The organism is Bacteroidota bacterium, assembly GCA_016194975.1.
GTDB lineage: Bacteria > Bacteroidota > Bacteroidia > Palsa-965 > Palsa-965.
Genome location: JACQAM010000006.1, coordinates 1 through 16,917, shown reverse-complemented (window position 1 = coordinate 16,917; position 16,917 = coordinate 1). Strand labels below are relative to the sequence as shown.

General features: G+C 42.7%; 9 protein-coding genes and 1 pseudogene. 9 read left to right on the top strand and 1 reads right to left on the bottom strand.

The genetic code is table 11. From position 1 onward, the window contains the following. Positions 1 to 2: 2 nt before the first annotated feature. The 9 genes and pseudogenes from HY064_03730 to HY064_03690 all read left to right on the top strand — a co-directional run bounded on the left by HY064_03730 (position 3) and on the right by HY064_03690 (position 16,538). The gene (locus tag HY064_03730) at positions 3 to 3,491 is read left to right on the top strand and encodes a baseplate J/gp47 family protein (protein MBI3509749.1); all 3,489 of its coding nucleotides are present in this window, start codon (positions 3 to 5) and stop codon (positions 3,489 to 3,491) included. Between the two features lie 19 nt (positions 3,492 to 3,510). After that, positions 3,511 to 5,319 carry a hypothetical protein gene (locus tag HY064_03725; protein ID MBI3509748.1) on the top strand — a complete coding sequence of 603 codons (1,809 nt, stop codon included), beginning with the start codon at positions 3,511 to 3,513 and terminating at the stop codon, positions 5,317 to 5,319. A gap of 33 nt (positions 5,320 to 5,352) precedes the next feature. Further along, positions 5,353 to 5,535, top strand: a complete 183-nt coding sequence (locus HY064_03720) for a hypothetical protein (protein ID MBI3509747.1) — start codon at positions 5,353 to 5,355, stop codon at positions 5,533 to 5,535. 37 nt (positions 5,536 to 5,572) lie between these two features. Beyond that, positions 5,573 to 10,129 (top strand): hypothetical protein, encoded by a 4,557-nt coding sequence (locus HY064_03715; GenBank protein ID MBI3509746.1) that lies wholly within the window; start codon positions 5,573 to 5,575, stop codon positions 10,127 to 10,129. A gap of 12 nt (positions 10,130 to 10,141) precedes the next feature. Next, complete coding sequence (locus tag HY064_03710) at positions 10,142 to 13,474, top strand: hypothetical protein (protein ID MBI3509745.1); 3,333 nt, start codon at positions 10,142 to 10,144, stop codon at positions 13,472 to 13,474. 100 nt (positions 13,475 to 13,574) lie between these two features. Next, a pseudogene (locus tag HY064_03705) lies at positions 13,575 to 14,108 on the top strand (DUF4157 domain-containing protein). Between the two features lie 171 nt (positions 14,109 to 14,279). Beyond that, positions 14,280 to 15,659 (top strand): hypothetical protein, encoded by a 1,380-nt coding sequence (locus tag HY064_03700; protein MBI3509744.1) that lies wholly within the window; start codon positions 14,280 to 14,282, stop codon positions 15,657 to 15,659. A 32-nt stretch (positions 15,660 to 15,691) separates the two neighbouring features. Beyond that, a complete protein-coding gene (locus tag HY064_03695; protein ID MBI3509743.1) occupies positions 15,692 to 16,111 on the top strand; it encodes a hypothetical protein in 420 nt (139 codons plus the stop codon). Between the two features lie 4 nt (positions 16,112 to 16,115). Beyond that, the gene (locus HY064_03690; GenBank protein ID MBI3509742.1) at positions 16,116 to 16,538 is read left to right on the top strand and encodes a tetratricopeptide repeat protein; all 423 of its coding nucleotides are present in this window, start codon (positions 16,116 to 16,118) and stop codon (positions 16,536 to 16,538) included. Positions 16,539 to 16,820: 282 nt separating this feature from the next. Here the strand turns inward: HY064_03690 and HY064_03685 are convergent. Beyond that, positions 16,821 to 16,917, bottom strand: a 97-nt coding sequence (locus tag HY064_03685; GenBank protein ID MBI3509741.1) for a transposase, incomplete at its 5' end; no start/stop codon positions are given.

Sequence of the window (16,917 nt, the reverse complement as noted above, 5' to 3'; positions counted from 1 at the left end):
CGATGAGTGACATTTGCAATAATAAAAATTCTCTGCAACGCGATGGCACCAGCCAGGCGCAGCGCCTGCTAAATGCGCTCCTCCCTTCATACGTGTCGGTGGATGAGCGAAGCATTGCGGATATTGTTGGATTCGTTCAGAATTATGCAAGCAAAATAAATTTTTTCAATCTCGCGAATGCACCCGATGGCAATTGGACTGGATTTTTTCAAAAAGAAATTTCTGAAGAACAGAAAACTGAACCTCACTTTGCATTATTCGTTGCGTTCCTGGAAATTTTCAAGATTGCACAGGATGACGTCAACACTATTACACAACGCCATCTTGATTTTTATTATCGCGAAGTACTGAATCTCCAGGAAAAGCCCGCAGTAGCCGACCAGGTTTATATCATCTTTACTCTTGCCGAACAATTGAACGCAGCATTGGTTCCTAAAGGGAAAGAGCTCGATGCAAAAAAAGATGCGACCGGTGTTCAACTTGTTTATGATACCGATAAGGACATTGTTGTCAACCACGGGAAAGTGGAACAATTGAAATCTGTTTTTATCAATAAACCGATTGACCCAAATACTAGACCATCTGAATTTCCTGATCTCATCCCTCATCCTGATCCTTCTTTACCTCCACCAATATTTCAAAGTAATGAATGGCGAATTTATTCTTCACCTATTGCAAATTCATCAGACGGACTTGGCGCTGAGATAGAAGGTAATGAAAAACGCTGGAGAATTTTTGGCCGGCCAAATCCAATCTCACAGGGAAGCAGCGAGGCTGATCGTCCGCAAGCAGAGGTAGGATTTGCATTCGCTTCTCCGCTGCTCTTTCTTGCCGAGGGAACTCGCACTGTTACGATCCGTATCAATTCGCAGCGACCATCAATTCAAACTCCGCATTCAGCAGTTATTGCTGCTACACATCTTCCATCAACACATGCTTCAGTTTCTTTGTCCAATCAACTCAGAACTGTTCCTCATTCACAGCACGCAGCCATTATTGCAAATCATCTCGCGAATCAAACTAACAACGCACTCCGAGGAGCTGTTAAAGTTTATTTCAGCGGCGAAAAGGGATGGATTCTTCCTGAGGTGGAAACTGCCACTTATTATGACGCGAACGGCGATCTCGTTATTGAACGCACACTTACAAAAGGGCAAAAGCCTATCGTTGCTTATGACGAATCTGTTTTGTTACAACCATTCAAAACAAATTGGCCGGTCGTGAAAATTATTTTGAATACGGAACATGTTGCTTCTCCTTACATCTACGAACAATTGAATAATAAATCTTTATTCACGACTGATCTTACCGTCGATGTGATAGAAGTAAAAAATATTATTGTGCAGAGCGAAGATTCTGTTCTCGCAACGGAAAAACCCTTCACACCATTCGGCAGTCAGCCAGTTGTCGGTTCCACATTTTATATTGGCAGTAACGAGATCTTTCAGAAACATCTCGCGGAACTGGACGTGAATATTACTTGGCATGGCCTACCCGATGTTTCAAGAGCTCCAGAAGGCTTTGTTGATTATTATAATTTTTATATCCCTGCAGGAGAAAACCTGAAACGGCAAACGAGCAGTTTTAATATAGATGCTGCACTCCTCGATAAACAATCGTGGCGGGCTTTGAATAATACGAACAATGGGTATCAACTTTTTCAAGCGAAAAATGTTGGCGGGCATCACCCGGTTGCTGAAGACAAAACAATTTCCGTTAGTAAGAACTTTCTTGGAACCGTGCCACGCGATCCGTTCATGGACCCTGTAAGCGAATTCGGCGCTACAACAAAGAAAGGCTTCTTAAGAATGACATTGGCCGATGTGGATTTCGGTAGCGGAATTTTCCAGAACTCCTATGCAAAACAAGCAATAGATCTCGTTAAGGGAACTTCGGGTGCAGGCCTGCCAAACGAACCATACATTCCAACGATAAAAGAAATCTCCGTCAATTACAGATCGACCGAAAAAATAAATCTTACACGGCAGCGCAGCGCAAAAACCAACAAGGCAAATTACGATGCACGTGTAGAACAATTCTTTCATGTGCTGCCATTTGGTGTTGCCGAAAATCATCCTGCAGTCACCAAACAATCTGCCAACATCAGCTTGCTCCCGCAATTTGTTGATGAAGGAGAACTTTTCATTGGCATAAGCGCACTGGTTCCTCCGCAAACGCTTTCTGTTCTTTTCAAAGTAGCGGAAGGTAGTGCCGATCCTGATCTCGAAAGACAAAAAGTGAAATGGAGTTACATGCTCAACAATGAGTGGTACCAGTTCACACAACTCCAGGTGCTCTCCGATTCCACCAATGGATTACTCACTTCCGGTATTCTCACGTTTGATCTTCCGAAAATTTTCAATGGTGATAATACGGCTTTGCCAACAGGGCTTTTCTGGTTACGCGCTTCAGTAGAACATGATTCTGCTGCAGTGTGCGATCTCATAGATGTACAGGCGCAAGCGGTAACCGCAACATTTGCCGATAACGGTAACGACCCCGATCATTTGAGAATGTCACTCCCGGCCGAAACCATAAAAGATTTCATCAACTCTGATGCCGCCATAGATAAGATAAGTCAGCCCTATGCTTCTTTCGGCGGACACATCAAAGAACAGAGCAATGAATTTTATCGCCGCGTGAGTGAAAGATTGCGCCACAAGAATCGATCAGTCACGATCTGGGATTACGAACATCTCGTTCTAGAACATTTCCCGACGATCTATAAAGTAAAATGCCTCAATCATACACGCTATACTTCCATTACCGATATCCAGGAACTTATTCCCGGTCATGTTTCTCTCGTTATCATTTCCAACCTTCAGAATAAAAATGCAGTTGATCCGCTGCAACCGAAAACAAGTCTCATCACTTTGGCGGAGATCAGCGATTTCATCGACACCATCAAACCGCCATGCGCAGAACTTCATGTGCGCAATCCGCTCTTCGAAGAAATTCTTGTTGATTTCAAAGTGAAGTTCTTACCGGGATTTGACAATGGTTTTTATGGACAGCAATTGAATGAAGAAATAAAACAATTCCTCGCGCCATGGGCTTACGCTACGAAAGATATTGTTTTCGGCGGCATTATTCACAAATCAATGATCATCAATTTTGTTGAAGAGCGCCCGTACGTAGATTTCGTGACGTGTTTCAATATGGAGCAGATTATTCCCGTAGGAAAAAATGTTCCGCCGATCATTCTGAAAAATATTGAAGCAGCAGAAACTTCTACTTCGGCTTCCGTACTTACTTCAGCTCCCCTTCACAAAATTGTAGTCCTTGAAACTGAGGATTGCGAATGTGACACCAATCTCGTACTGAATCCGATCCCGAATCCGGGGCAACCATGTGACGATTGTGGTGGCAAGAAGGAAGTAATCCTTACCGGAATCGGCGCGGATGAGATCACTACAACATTCATCATCGGTCACTCTCCGAAAGAAGGAGTCGACTTCTGGATAATTGAACAGGACTTTATCGTACAATAAAATTTAAATAATCATTACCATGCCACAACAACACCGCGATTATCTATACGAGAAATTCGAGAATGGAAAAATTCCTAATCAAAATGATTTTGATGACTCATTCGATTCAGCACTAAATCTGCTTGATGATGGTGTCACCATTCTGAAAACTGATACACCAACCGGTCAGAAAAAACATGTCGGCATAAATCAGCCGGAACCCGATTGTCTTGTTTCCATTAAAGGCGACACGCTTAATGAAGACAAAATGATCTGCTTCGAAAGTACAGATGGTTCGCAGGAATGGAATATCAACCTGAATCCTACAAGTGGAAATGTAAAAGGATTCAGTATAGACAATTCCACTACAGGAAGCAGCATCAGTAATCTTTTTATTGATGCCACAACAGGAAACGTTGGGATCAATTCTATTGCTCCGCCTGAGAAACTCCATGTTCTCGATGGATTTGACGGAGGCGCAGTTTCTATTCTTATTACCAATTTTCAAAGTGGACATGACGGATGGAACCTCAGCGCAATCGATGACAATGCGATCAGTCAGCGTGAAGGCGCATTCGGCCTGCGCGAAAAAAACGGATCTACGAATATTGAACGCATTACTGTTCTTCCAAAAATTACCACTGCAACGAACACATATTACAGAACCGGCATTGGTACGCAGCTCCCTTACTCAACACTTCACGTTGACAGACCTGAAGCAGATGCGCAAACCAATATCGCACTCAATGAAAATACGGGAATAATTCTCTCCGGTTCAATGATAGGACACAACCTCGCGTTAGATAATCATCAGATTCAGGCGCGCAGCGGAGATTTTTCCGGCGGAGATACAACCATTCAGGTTCTTGCCTCTCAACTGAACTTGCAGCCGTTCGGGGGAGGATTCGTCATTAATAACAGCTTATCATCTGATAAAAAAATTACGGTAGACAGTACTGGTAAATTGGGGTTAGGAATAATACCAACTCTTTCATCTGATAAAATAACTGTAGGGGGTGCTGTTACTTTCGGAGATTCATTAGCAGATACAGCGGCCGAAGGAACTGTTCGCTGGCATTCTGTTCCCGGTGCAGTTGCAGATCTGCAAGTTTTCAAAGGCGGCGTTTGGAAATCACTCACCACGCAAACTGTCACCTCCAATTTCTGGACAGCAGGTCCTCAAGGAAGCGGAATAATTTTTTACGAAAGTGCAGACGGACCGAAAGTCGGAATTGGAATCGATACTCCGACTGTTTCTCTTGAAGTAGATGAAAATGTTAACGGTGTTTCCAATGACAGTTTCACTGCGATCTTCAGAAATGAATCTGTAGGAGCGCAGGGAACAACGCATGTCCGGTCTGCGCTTAATGTGCACACGACAGGAATGTGGAGCGGAAATGAGAACGCTTATAATGTCGCACTTTATGTTTCTGAATCTTCAGGGCAAACACTTCCGAATTCAAATCTCGCAGCAGTCCTCAATGGAAATGTGGTGATCGGTAACGTTACCGGTTTACCTATCATCGGTTCCAATGGAACAAATGTACTTGCTCTTCAAACCGGGGCAACACCTCCGTCAAGTATTCCCGGATCAGTTCCGAATTCAGGCGTTCAGCTGTTTTCCAAGGAAATTGGTATAGGAGGAGTTCTGACTTCCGTATTCAATGTGATGACCGGTGATAGTGAGATCATTCAGCTTTATCAGCAATCCAAATTATCTCCATCTGCAAATGCCAATAATCCAAATACCGGCGATAACAATACCAACGATCTTATTATAAATATGCGCGACCGCATTAATGCGCTTGAACAGGTGCTGAAAAATCTGAACCTGCTTTCTGCTGTTTGATCTTATCCCCTAATAAATTAAAAAATCACTCCTATGAAAAACGTAAACCTCAATCTCAACATCAACGAACTCAATTCTGTTCTTCGTGCATTAAGCAATCTTCCTTACAACCAGGTTCACGAGCTGATCGCGAAACTCCAACAGCAGGCGCGCACACAGCTTGAAGAGGGAAACGGAATTTCTCACAACGCAGAAGCCGAACACAGCAATAACTGATCGCTGAAATTAATCAGGGAATAAAGTTGAAATTATTATGGCCGAAAGTTTAACCATATCGCAATTGCCTCCTCCTTTCAAGAGTATGCAGTATGACCTGCTGCGTGCCGAAGGATTGAAGCACATACAGGAGCTTTCGGGAAAGGTGTGGACGGATGATAATTTTCATGATCCTGGCATCACCATACTCGAAGTGCTCGCATACGCAATAACAGATCTCGGTTATCGCACGAATTATAACATCAAGGACATTCTTACCACCGATCCGAATGTTCCCGAAGACATAAAAAATTTCTTCCAGGCCAAAGAGATCATGCCGAATTACCCGGTCACGTTCAATGATTACCGGAAGCTGATGATCGATGTGGAAATTCCTGTGACCAATCCGCCGTTTTGCGATTTTCTCGGCGTTCAGAATGCGTGGATAGAAAAATCGAAAGACAATGAAATTCCTTTTTATGTTGACACGCTAAACAGGACACTCACTTACACGCAACCTGATCCTTCTGTAAACCGTTCACAGCCAAAAGTTCTTTATGATGTGCTTCTTGAATTCAGTTCCTGCGAAAGTCTCGGCGACCTGAATGCAAATACACTCGATTCAACGTTGAAATTACATTTGCTCTCTTCACTTCCACCAAATGTAAATCAACTTGATCCGAACCTGAATGGAGTAAAAATAAAATTCGAGATCGAATTCCCCAGCTGGGATGCACCCGGTATAGACTGGACGAGTGTCGCAAGTATCAAAGCGAACATGCGTGGAATTACGATGGATTTTATCGGCCTTCCTGAACAATATACCGTTGACAGCTATGGACTGACTCCAAATGGTGATGCCTGGGTTAATCTCGTTTTCAATTTTATTTTTCCAGTCGACGATACTGCGATCAATTATGAATTGAATCAGTTGATCTACAATCTTGTCGTTCCTGATCCAAATATTATTCCGCTGATCACAACCTATCAGGAAAAAGTTGCAAAAATAAATGAGGTAGTTGCTGCTGTTCATAAGCGTTTAATGGCTAACAGAAATCTCGGCGAAGATTTTTTCCGATACAAAGCCATCAAGATCGACGAGATCGCTTTGTGTGCGGAGATCGATGTGGAAAATAACGCAGAAGTAGAATTTGTCCAGGCGGAAGTTTTTCACGCCGTTGAAAAATTTCTCGATCCTGCTGTTACATTTTACAGTCTCACGGAAATGTATGACAAGGGCTACACGACAGACCAAATCTTCGAAGGCCCACTTCTGCAGCATGGATTCATTGATGACAAGGAATTAAAGCTGGCGGAACGAAGAAAAACAATTCACGTTTCTGATCTCATCAATATCATAATGGATATTCCAGGTGTGATCGCGATAAAAAGTATCCAAATCGCCGGAATTCCACTTGATAATATTACCAATATTCCTGTCGAAACAGTCAGATGGTGTCTCGAAGTTCCTCTGGAAGAAAATTATGTTCCGAGATTATCTGTTGATCGCTCTAAACTTTTATTTTTCAAAGATCAGTTGCCTTATCGCGCAAATGCCGTGAAAGCGCAGGAATTTCTCGATCAACTCGAAGCAAGCGATCGCCGTCAGAAAATTGAAAATCCTGATGATGATATTCATTTGACTCCCGGCGAGTATAAAGACATTCAGAATTATTACAGCATACAGGAAGAATTTCCGCTCGTGTATGGAATAGGTTCCCCCGGATTGCCTTCCACTGCCACTGTTCAGCGTTTCGCCCAGGCAAAACAATTGAAGGGATTTCTTCTTTTCTATGATCAGTTGCTGGCAGATTTTCTTTCGCAATTATTTCATGTGAAAGATCTTTTTTCAATGAATGATGCACTGGACACCAATGGAGATCCGGTGATCAACAAAACTTATTTCTCTCAATCGCTTGTCAATATTATTCCCGACGCACTTCCACTCTACATGGATCCGGTGAACGATGCGGCAATTGTTCAGGCGTTTGCAGAAAACCGCGATACTTTTCTTCAGCGCAGGAATCGTTTTCTCGATCACCTGATGGCGCGCTTCGCAGAATCGTTCAACGATTATGCGATGGTGGTTTACAAAATTGACGGACCCAAAGCACCGGATGATCTTATTGCGGACAAACTTGCATTCCTCAATAATTATCCGCTCATTAGTTCTGCACGTGACACAGGATTCAATTATAAATCTCCATGCAATATCTGGAGCATCGATAATATTTCTGGGCTTGAACGAAGAGTTTCTTTTTTGTGCGGTGTTGATAAACCACAACCATCTATTCTTGCGTTCGGCGTCAATTTTGATATCCGCGTTGCTGCAAATCCAGACGAATTTTATTTTGTGGTGCTCGACAGTTCACTTCCAAGAGATCTCGTTTTCAGTCCCGGCGCTATCGCCACAGGATTTGAATCAACCGATGCTGCGAAAGGCGCATTGGAATTATTAATCATTGCTGGTCTGACTCCAGAACATTTTGTGATGTTCAACGTGAATAATGATGTCATAACAGACCCGATGAATCCGGGGCCGAGTCCTTATCATTTCGAGATCATCTGTGAAGGAAATGTTCTGGGAATAAACGCACAGTCTTATCCTATGCCGGCAGATTTTGCGCAGATGCAAACGGACATTGCTTCAGCGATACAGATCATTTACAATGAATTTTTCGATAATCCCGAATCGAATCGTTACAACCTGGAGTGTTTCATGGACAAGTACATTACCACTTCCGGTCCGTTCTTTCCAATGCCTCCAGCAGGTTGTCCTGCTATTTACACTTATGATTTTACGCTTAAGGATGGCAACACAATTACTGCGACCACTCTTCTTACCGGAACGATAAAAGGATTGGAAGTAGAACTTGATCCTCCGGTTCCAGTTGCAATTCAGGCAGCGGAAAATAAAGAGCGATTGCTCATGGATATGCTTCGCGATGGATCTGATTTCAATAATTACCGTTACGCATTCGATCCGATGGATCCTAGTAAAGAAATTTTTACAGTAGTCGATCGTTGCGGTGATGTGGTGGCTTCAAGTTTCGAAGATGATTTCAATCAGCATATCCAGGGACTTATGCTCGCAATAAGTTTGCTGCCGCCAACAGATAATGTTTTTCAGGTGGTCGCTTCCTCTGGTAATGATAATCCCTATACAGCTTATAGCATAAGTGTAGATCTGGTCAATCCGCAACGTTTGATCTTTACACCGAATGAAACGATCATGTCTCCAATAGGAGATGGATTTATCCGTTTTGATATTGATGATCGACCTTCAATGTCGGGACTGATTCCGCATGTCATTGATGCAAATACCGGTGATAATTATTTCAAAGTAGATAAAAGTCTTTCGCGAATTGTTTTCCCCGGACAAAAAGTAACGATAAGCGGCGGGCCTGATGTTGGTGATTTCGTCGTGGTAAAAGTTGTACCAGACGGGACAAGCAATTCGCTTGTTTATGTGAAGGAAAAAATTCCGAGCACAACTCCGGGTTATGTTGTAATGAAATATTCGAAGTTAGTGCCGATCGTTGCTGTGAACATTACGGGGTCAAATAATAAATTCTACATCAAACCCGGAGCCGATGAAGTTGCCGCTAAATACATGGCCGATTGGATCCGATTGAAATTTTTCAATCACGAAGGCATGCATGTGGTGGAGAATATTCTTCTTCGTCCGAAATTCAATGAGCTCGGGCCACCAATGACTATTTCTGCAGCAAATAATAATCAATTGCAGAATGTAAATCCATTGGGAAAAGCAACATTCTTAAAGCAGTTTGCGGTAACTGCCCTCAGCCAGCCAAATAAAACATTCACGTTTGCCGGAAATTACGCAGGAGATGTTCAGCCGTTACAATCAATGCGTATCGTCGGATCAACAGCTAACGACGGCACGTACACGATCAGATCTGCTGTTGATTCCGGAACGGACACTATCATTACCATTTACGAAAGTATTCCTGGCGCAACGGCCAACGGAAATCTTCAGTATTCAAAAACTTATGTCATTCAGTCTGAAAGCGGAGGAGATACTATTACGATCACCGATCCGTTTTTTGTTACGCCGGCAAATAATGCGGTCATCATTACCGATTCTTTGGAAGATATCAATAACGGAAGATTCCATGTTTCGAATGCAGTTTCGGGCTCGATCACATTTGACAGACGTGTAGCGGTGATCAGTGATGATTTTCTTCCGATCGAATTGCACAACGATTGTATTTTCTGCCGCTTCGATGATCCTTATTCATTTATCATTTCTGTGATTCTTCCGGCATGGCAGGGTCGCTTCTTCAACCAGGATTTCCGCCGGTTCTTCGAAAGAACATTACGACTCGAATGTCCTGCACATCTCGTCATGAATGTTTGCTGGATAGACTGCAAACAGATGGGAGAATTCGAACACAAATACAAAAAGTGGCTGCTTCAAAATGCAAAAGATACCATTGACAAACTGGAATTATCGAGAGCACTGAATGAATTGATTGAAGTGCTCAAGCAACTCCGCACTGTTTATCCAACCGGAATATTGCACGATTGCAATGCAGACACCGGTCCTGAAAATGCGATCATCCTTAACAATACTGTTTTAGGCAATCTTTAAAATAAGTAAGACATGAGCAATTTAACTCTAAATGAATACCCGGTGTTTGAGAACAACCAGGTACTGACAAGTTCATCACTCAACGAACTTGCAACATATCTCGATCAGCAAACCCGGCTCACCCGCACCAAACTAATCGGTATCGGCATTGCATGCGGTTTTAAGCAGAACTACGATATCGTCGCAAATAAACTGACGATCACCGGTGGTTCCGGAATAACTACACTGGGATTTCTCATTGCAGAAGGTCCCTGCGAATTCACGAAGTATCGTGCGTATACGTTACCGACAACTGATCAGTATACTCCTTATATCAATACTGCTACGAATTCACAGGTAACCTTGTGGGAGTTGCTTCGATCCGATTATATGCCGGCACCAAATGAAACTGTTGTGAATCTCGATTTCACTTTTGTGAACGGAACATCGCCGGGCGACAAAAAAATTGTGATGCTATTTCTCGAGGAAGTAGATATCAGCAATGATGCCTGCCTCGGAAAAAGTTGCGACACTGCCGGATTCATACGCCACTTCACCGTAAGAAAACTGCTTGTGTCCGTGAACGACATGCAGATCATTCTTGATAACACAGGAAATTTTGATCTCACCTTCGTCGGCAAATTCGATCTTCCGGATATTCTTTCTCAGCGTCCGCTCTTCGATCCTAACCTGAACAACAGTAAAGATTATTTCGCGTTCTCACAGGATTTCCGTAACGCAACAGCGAGTGTTTATAAGCAAAGTACGAATCCACTCGACCTCTCTGATCTTTTCAATATTCTGCGGCAGAGTTTCGTTGTTTTCAAACCGATCCTCGAAAATATTTATGGTAATACCAATCCCTTCGATCCAAACCAAATTCCGAATCTGAATATCTGGAACGAGATCATGAATGGTACTAATAGTCTTACCGATGGTCCGAGTTATTTCGGAATTCAGTATTTCTATGATTTCATGCGCGACCTTATCCGCGCGTATGATGAATTCCGTGACGCTGCTTTTGAACTCATGTCTGATTGCTGTTTCGATAGCGGCTTATTTCCGATGCATCTTGTACTTGGAGAAGCAATTCCTATTGATCCGGATAAACCATCCGTTTACCGTGATGATTTTGTTGGAATTCCATTGACACCTGAACAGCATTTCGCGAAAGATACACTCGTTTGTTATTTCAATCGTATGGTGCTCATGGTTCGCAAATTCAATGTTGCGCGCATACATAACCCTATGTCTGCACTTCCCCCAACATTCATTACACCAAGTGACGAAACACTTGCGCCGCTTTCAAAAAGTTCTATTCCGTATTATTATGACATCGATGCGAACGATTCTCAGATCGGCGGTAAACTTGAAAAATTCTGGAACTTCGAAAACATCCGCAGAAATAAAGACAGGGCGGGAGAATATCCTGTTGTCGCTTATGGAAATCAATCGAACAATCAGACTGCACCGATCGATCCGATACAGACTCCGAATTTTTATGATCTTGCAAAATTCAATTTCTACCGCATCGAAGGTTGCCTCGGAAAAGACAAGAATGCTGTTCTCACTGATCTGAATAACAAGAAAGCTGCATTCGATTTTCCTTTCAATGCAATTGCCGTGCGCTTGCAGGGGACTTCCGATCCGGACGATATTCTTGCGCGCTGCAATTTCAATGATCTACGTTCGCAGTATGTTGCTTACAGAAATGAATTGACTTGTAAAATACAACAGTTGTTCGATCATTTTTTCGAAAAAACACAGGACAACATAGCCATTTTGGGCACTCCCAAGGATGCCACGCCTCTTGCTTCTGCTCCAGGTACTCCGGATGCTACTCCAGGAAGATCATCTGGTTCCTCAGTGAGAGTAAAAGAATTGCCTACATGGATAAAATCCCTGTTGCTTGATACAAATGTCCCGATCGAACAGGGAAATTCTTCCGCAACGTTCATGCCTGCTTATTACGCCCTGCCTGGCCAATCTCTTCCGCGTTTCATTCCGCCAATTCAGTATTCACCAAGCTCTCTCAAAACTATTGGTGCACAATTCAACCAGACTTATCTTCCCGCTCTCGCGAGTCGTCTGTCGCATTTAGGTTTGTTGCTTCCACCAACACTCGATGATTTTAATTATGGCGCTGATAATATCGGGGACACGGACAATAGCTTTATCGGTTCTTACATTGATGCAGTTGCTCTGTGCAACACCATCAAAGCTTTACTCAATGAGATCGCAGATCAGGTAACGCATAGTTCAGTCAACATTTTCACACCGGAACAATATTTCATGTTTGGGCAATGGATGAATGAACAGATGTATTTCCTCAATGAGTTCATTACAGATTGTTCTTACAGAAATGTAGAAGCCGTTTTTTATGAATTGCAATACCGCATCGGGTATCTTCAAACAAATGATCCAACGGTATTCTCCAATTTCATTACAAGAAACCCCGGCATTCAGCACAAATCAGGAGTAGAACCCGGCGGAACTTTTGTAATTGTGTATCCGGGGAAATCACTCAACTTTTCCATCAAGATACAGGAGCAATTAACTGCAATGATCGAACTGATCAAAACCAAAGAAATTTTCCGATCAGACCTCCGTGCTGTACAGGGAAGATCTGTCGATCAGAATAACCAACTTGCGATTGTAGATTCTGAACTTTGCGATCTTTACCAGGCGCAGGTGCAACAACCAATAAGGCCGTTCACCTTAGGTTCGGCTGTTTCAGCGATTCCTGTTGAGATGATTTCCATTGGGGCAAACCAGGTGATCGCGGATTTTTCTCTTCCTTACCTGACTAATTGCGAATGTGAGTGTGATGATATTCCTGCACCTACTGCTGCACAACTTGGAATTCCTGCTATAGCGATCCCGTCATTCTACGAATTCTTTCTCGGCGATTATGCTTACGCGAAAAATTTCATTACGAATACTTTCGGTTGCACCACACCTGCACAGTTGACGATCGACATCCGTCCGAATATCAATTACACCACGATCAATCAGAAAGAGTCGATCATCATTCTGAAATTTGTAGTGAACGGAAATATTCTTGCAAGAAATATAAATACCGCATCGCGTTCTACCGCTATCAGTATTCAAACTGCTAAAGGAGGAACTGTGCTTATCAATTCCGCCACTTCCGATTATGAAGTGTTTATTTATACTCCTCCGAAAGACTTTCTCGGTGTAGATAAATTCCAATATGTGTTTGAAGTCTATGATCGCAGCACCAACAATATTCTTCTGCATTCGAACAAAGCGGAGGTTACTATCGTCGTAACGACACGCTGCAAACCTGTCGCTTCAATTTCGAATACTTCAACAACAGAAGGGTTTCCCATCGGTGTATTATAAATATAATTATGAATAGTTTGCCAATTTATATTTTCATTATAGCTAAATGAATATGCATCACTATTGAATAGCATGTCGCACTAGAGAGAACTAATTTCAGATGTACACTCACGCCGCCCGTTCCGGAGATCTCGCCGACATGCATCGCGCTATGCGTGCAAAAGATGTGCAGCGAAAAAAAGAAAAAGCGCAGGCGAAGAGCGAAAGTGTACTGGTGAGCCACCCGGATGATCCTTCTGAGAAACAAGCAGAACACATCGCGCGGAAAGTAACCGAAGGCGGCGATGCGAAAATTCATCCTATGCCCCAGGTGGCATCGTCTGCTGTTCACGCCAATCAAGAAGGAGAACACGTTTCTGCTTCGCACGAATTCATGGAGCAATTGCACGGTAGCAAAGGAAGCGGAAGTTCATTGCCCGGCCCCGTGCAGCGCGATATGGGAAGTAAAATGGGCGCCGACTTCAGCGAAGTGAAAGTGCATACAGGCGATAAAGCGCATGCGATGAGTGAGAGCATCAATGCGCGCGCGTTCACGCACGGACAGGATATTTATTTCAAGAGCGGCAATTACAATCCTTCTTCTACTCAGGGAAAAGAATTGCTCGCGCATGAGTTGGTGCATACGCAGCAGCAGAAAGGCGTGGCGCAAAGGAAGATCCAACGAGGCTTCTGGGGAAATGTATGGGAAGGGATCAAAACTGTTGCGAATGTTGTTTATACGGAATCAGGGATAAAATCAATCGTCGATACCGGAAAAGATATCTATCACTATTATGCCGATTCGCCACAGCAGTTTCAGAAATACATGCAGGCGAAACTCAAGGGTCAGATTGATGAGTTGACCGCGGCAAAAAACCCATCAGCGAAATTCTATGTTGCTTATTATGCCATGAAGGGAATTGCAATTGCAATGAACCCACTCGCTTTGTTCATCATGCCTTCGGTTGATTCGCTCTGGTCAATCTATGTAAAAGGCAAACTCGGTTATTACACTTACCTGTACAACCTCGGGAATAAATACATAGAGAAGGAAAACGCGCAAACCGGGAAAACGGAAACGGTTCAGAATAAGGATTACAAAGCGGGCGGTTATGCAGAGGTGTTCGGCAACCAGATGAAGAACATGATCAACCCAATGTTCCTCTGGGGGGAAATAAAAGGAATTTTCAAGGGCATCGGCAACTGGTTTGTGGATTTGTGGGAGATGATCAAATTTCTTGGTAAAATGTTCTGGGGAGGAATCACCGATACATGGGATCTGCTTGTTCATCAGAAACCACCGTCATGGATGGAATCCATTGCAAAAGGTGCTTCGTCTGCCGGAAAATGGTTCAATGAAAATGGAAAAGCAGTGATGTCTGAACTCGGGAAACTGCTGGGCGATCCCGAAAAATTAAGGTCCACGGTGAAGGATTTGAAGGCGGCGCTGAAAACAGGTGCTGAGGGTCTTGCCTATAGCGCGGGAGAAGGCATCGCGGGCATACAGGTAAAAGTGATGAGCATGAGTGCCGAAGCGCAGGGGGAAATGTTCGGCAAGGTGATCGGTTATCTCATTCCCGAAATTGTCATTGCCGTATTCAGCGACACGATTGTGAATTGGTTGAAGGGTGGTGTGAAGGCGTTGCAGGCATTCTGGAAAACCGTTCAGGCATCAAGAGCGATGGCGAAAATCTTTGAAGGTGCGCGTTGGGTGGTTCAGATGTTCGAGAAGCTTGGTCTTATGTTCAAACGCATTGGCGGAACAATGGGAAGAATGTTCGATGAGGTGATGGAATTTTTCAGAGGAATTATGAAATGGGAAAAAGAGGTGCCGAAAAGTCCAATCAGAAAAATATCTCTACGTCAACAATATTTAGGAAAGACTCCCGGTAAATTTTCCAAAACCGGAAGAGAGGTTATTGAACGAATGAGAAATGAGGTTCCACCCAAAATTAGAACTGATTTTAATGGTAAATTGGAGTTTATGGCGTCAGATAAAAAGTGGTATTCCATCGAAGAAGCCGACATGTCTCATCTTACAGATGCGGTAACTTGGTGGAATAAAACTGGTCGGAATTTTGGTGCAAAATCTCCAGAGATAAGGAACTGGATGCTGGATTCCAAAAACTATGTATTGGATCATTTTTCAATAAACCGATCAGCTGGTGCACGATTAGGGGAAACTTATCTTCCACCATTGAAATAGGAATTTTATATTTGTCAAAATAATCTAATGATATGGCAGCTCTTGATGAACTAGTACAAAAAAGAGTTAACGAATTTATTGATTCGGCCAAAATGGATCATAATAATGGCTTGGTTGATCGAGCGTTGGAAAATTTGTATCAAGCATGGGAAATAATACCTGATCCGAAAGGAATATATGACGAAAGCTATAGTATAGTAAAATACATTGTTCAGGTTTGTTTAATCCATAATAGGGCAAATAAAGGGCTAGAATGGGTTTTAAAAATATACAGTTGCGATACAGAAAGGTTTGACAGTGGAGAAAGGGAATACCTTCATGCGAAGATAATGCTGTTGTTAAGCAAACAAGAAGAAGTTATTGATTTGTTGAAAATAGCGCACAAAAAATCTGAAGGAAGATACCCGCTTCAAGACGAAAAAGATCTCATCCGTATGCTCAAGAACAAATAACTTGATGAATAAACAAATTCCAGACAATGTTTATGCGCATATTCTGCAATTAAGTGAAGAAGGCAACGCTTATGCTGACAATGAGCGCTATGATGAAGCTGTAAAAAAATTCAATGAAGCTCTTTCTTTGCTACCCTCACCAAAAATTGATTGGGAAGCAAGCCTATGGCTTTATGCAAGTATTGGCGATATGTTTTACCAAAAGAAAGAATTTCAATCTTCAAAAGATGTTCTATATAATGCTTTAAATTGTCCCGGAGGAATTGAAAATCCCTTTGTGTATCTGCGGTTGGGAGAATGTTTGTATGAGTGTGGAGAAATGAATAAAGCGAAAGAATACATTTTAAGGGCATATCTGTTGGAAGGTGAAGAAATATTTAAAAGTGAAGATGAAAAGTATTTTGAACTGATAAGGGAAATAATATAAGATTCTGGGAAGCCCCGCATCGAGCGATGGTGATATAGCCCCATCGCAATGTGGCTTAAAAGGCAGGAAGGTACTAAGCACCCATTTACTTTTCCAAATAACTTAAACGGGAGAATATTTCTCACGTTTTTATTTATTCAAATTAGTTAATTACAATTAAATTCCTGGCAGCATATTGGGCAATGAAAGGTATTGCTCTTGCGATGAACCCATTGGCACTTTTCATGATGCCATCCGCGTGTAAGCTCCCCTCTTTTTCGGGCCATTCAAAATTAGAGGTTTTCATTCTTTGTTTTCAAAAATTAAATCAACAGGTGTTTTGTAGTTGAGTGATTTGTGAGGTCTGTTGTAATTGTAATCATGTTGGTACTCTTCCGCC

Excerpts from the sequence above, each read along its gene's own strand:
- HY064_03730 (MBI3509749.1), top strand. The coding sequence starts at position 3 with ATGAGTGACATTTGCAATAATAAAAATTCTCTGCAACGCGATGGCACC.
- HY064_03725 (MBI3509748.1), top strand. The coding sequence starts at position 3,511 with ATGCCACAACAACACCGCGATTATCTATACGAGAAATTCGAGAATGGA.
- HY064_03720 (MBI3509747.1), top strand. The coding sequence starts at position 5,353 with ATGAAAAACGTAAACCTCAATCTCAACATCAACGAACTCAATTCTGTT.
- HY064_03715 (MBI3509746.1), top strand. The coding sequence starts at position 5,573 with ATGGCCGAAAGTTTAACCATATCGCAATTGCCTCCTCCTTTCAAGAGT.
- HY064_03710 (MBI3509745.1), top strand. The coding sequence starts at position 10,142 with ATGAGCAATTTAACTCTAAATGAATACCCGGTGTTTGAGAACAACCAG.
- HY064_03700 (MBI3509744.1), top strand. The coding sequence starts at position 14,280 with ATGCAGGCGAAACTCAAGGGTCAGATTGATGAGTTGACCGCGGCAAAA.
- HY064_03695 (MBI3509743.1), top strand. The coding sequence starts at position 15,692 with ATGGCAGCTCTTGATGAACTAGTACAAAAAAGAGTTAACGAATTTATT.
- HY064_03690 (MBI3509742.1), top strand. The coding sequence starts at position 16,116 with ATGAATAAACAAATTCCAGACAATGTTTATGCGCATATTCTGCAATTA.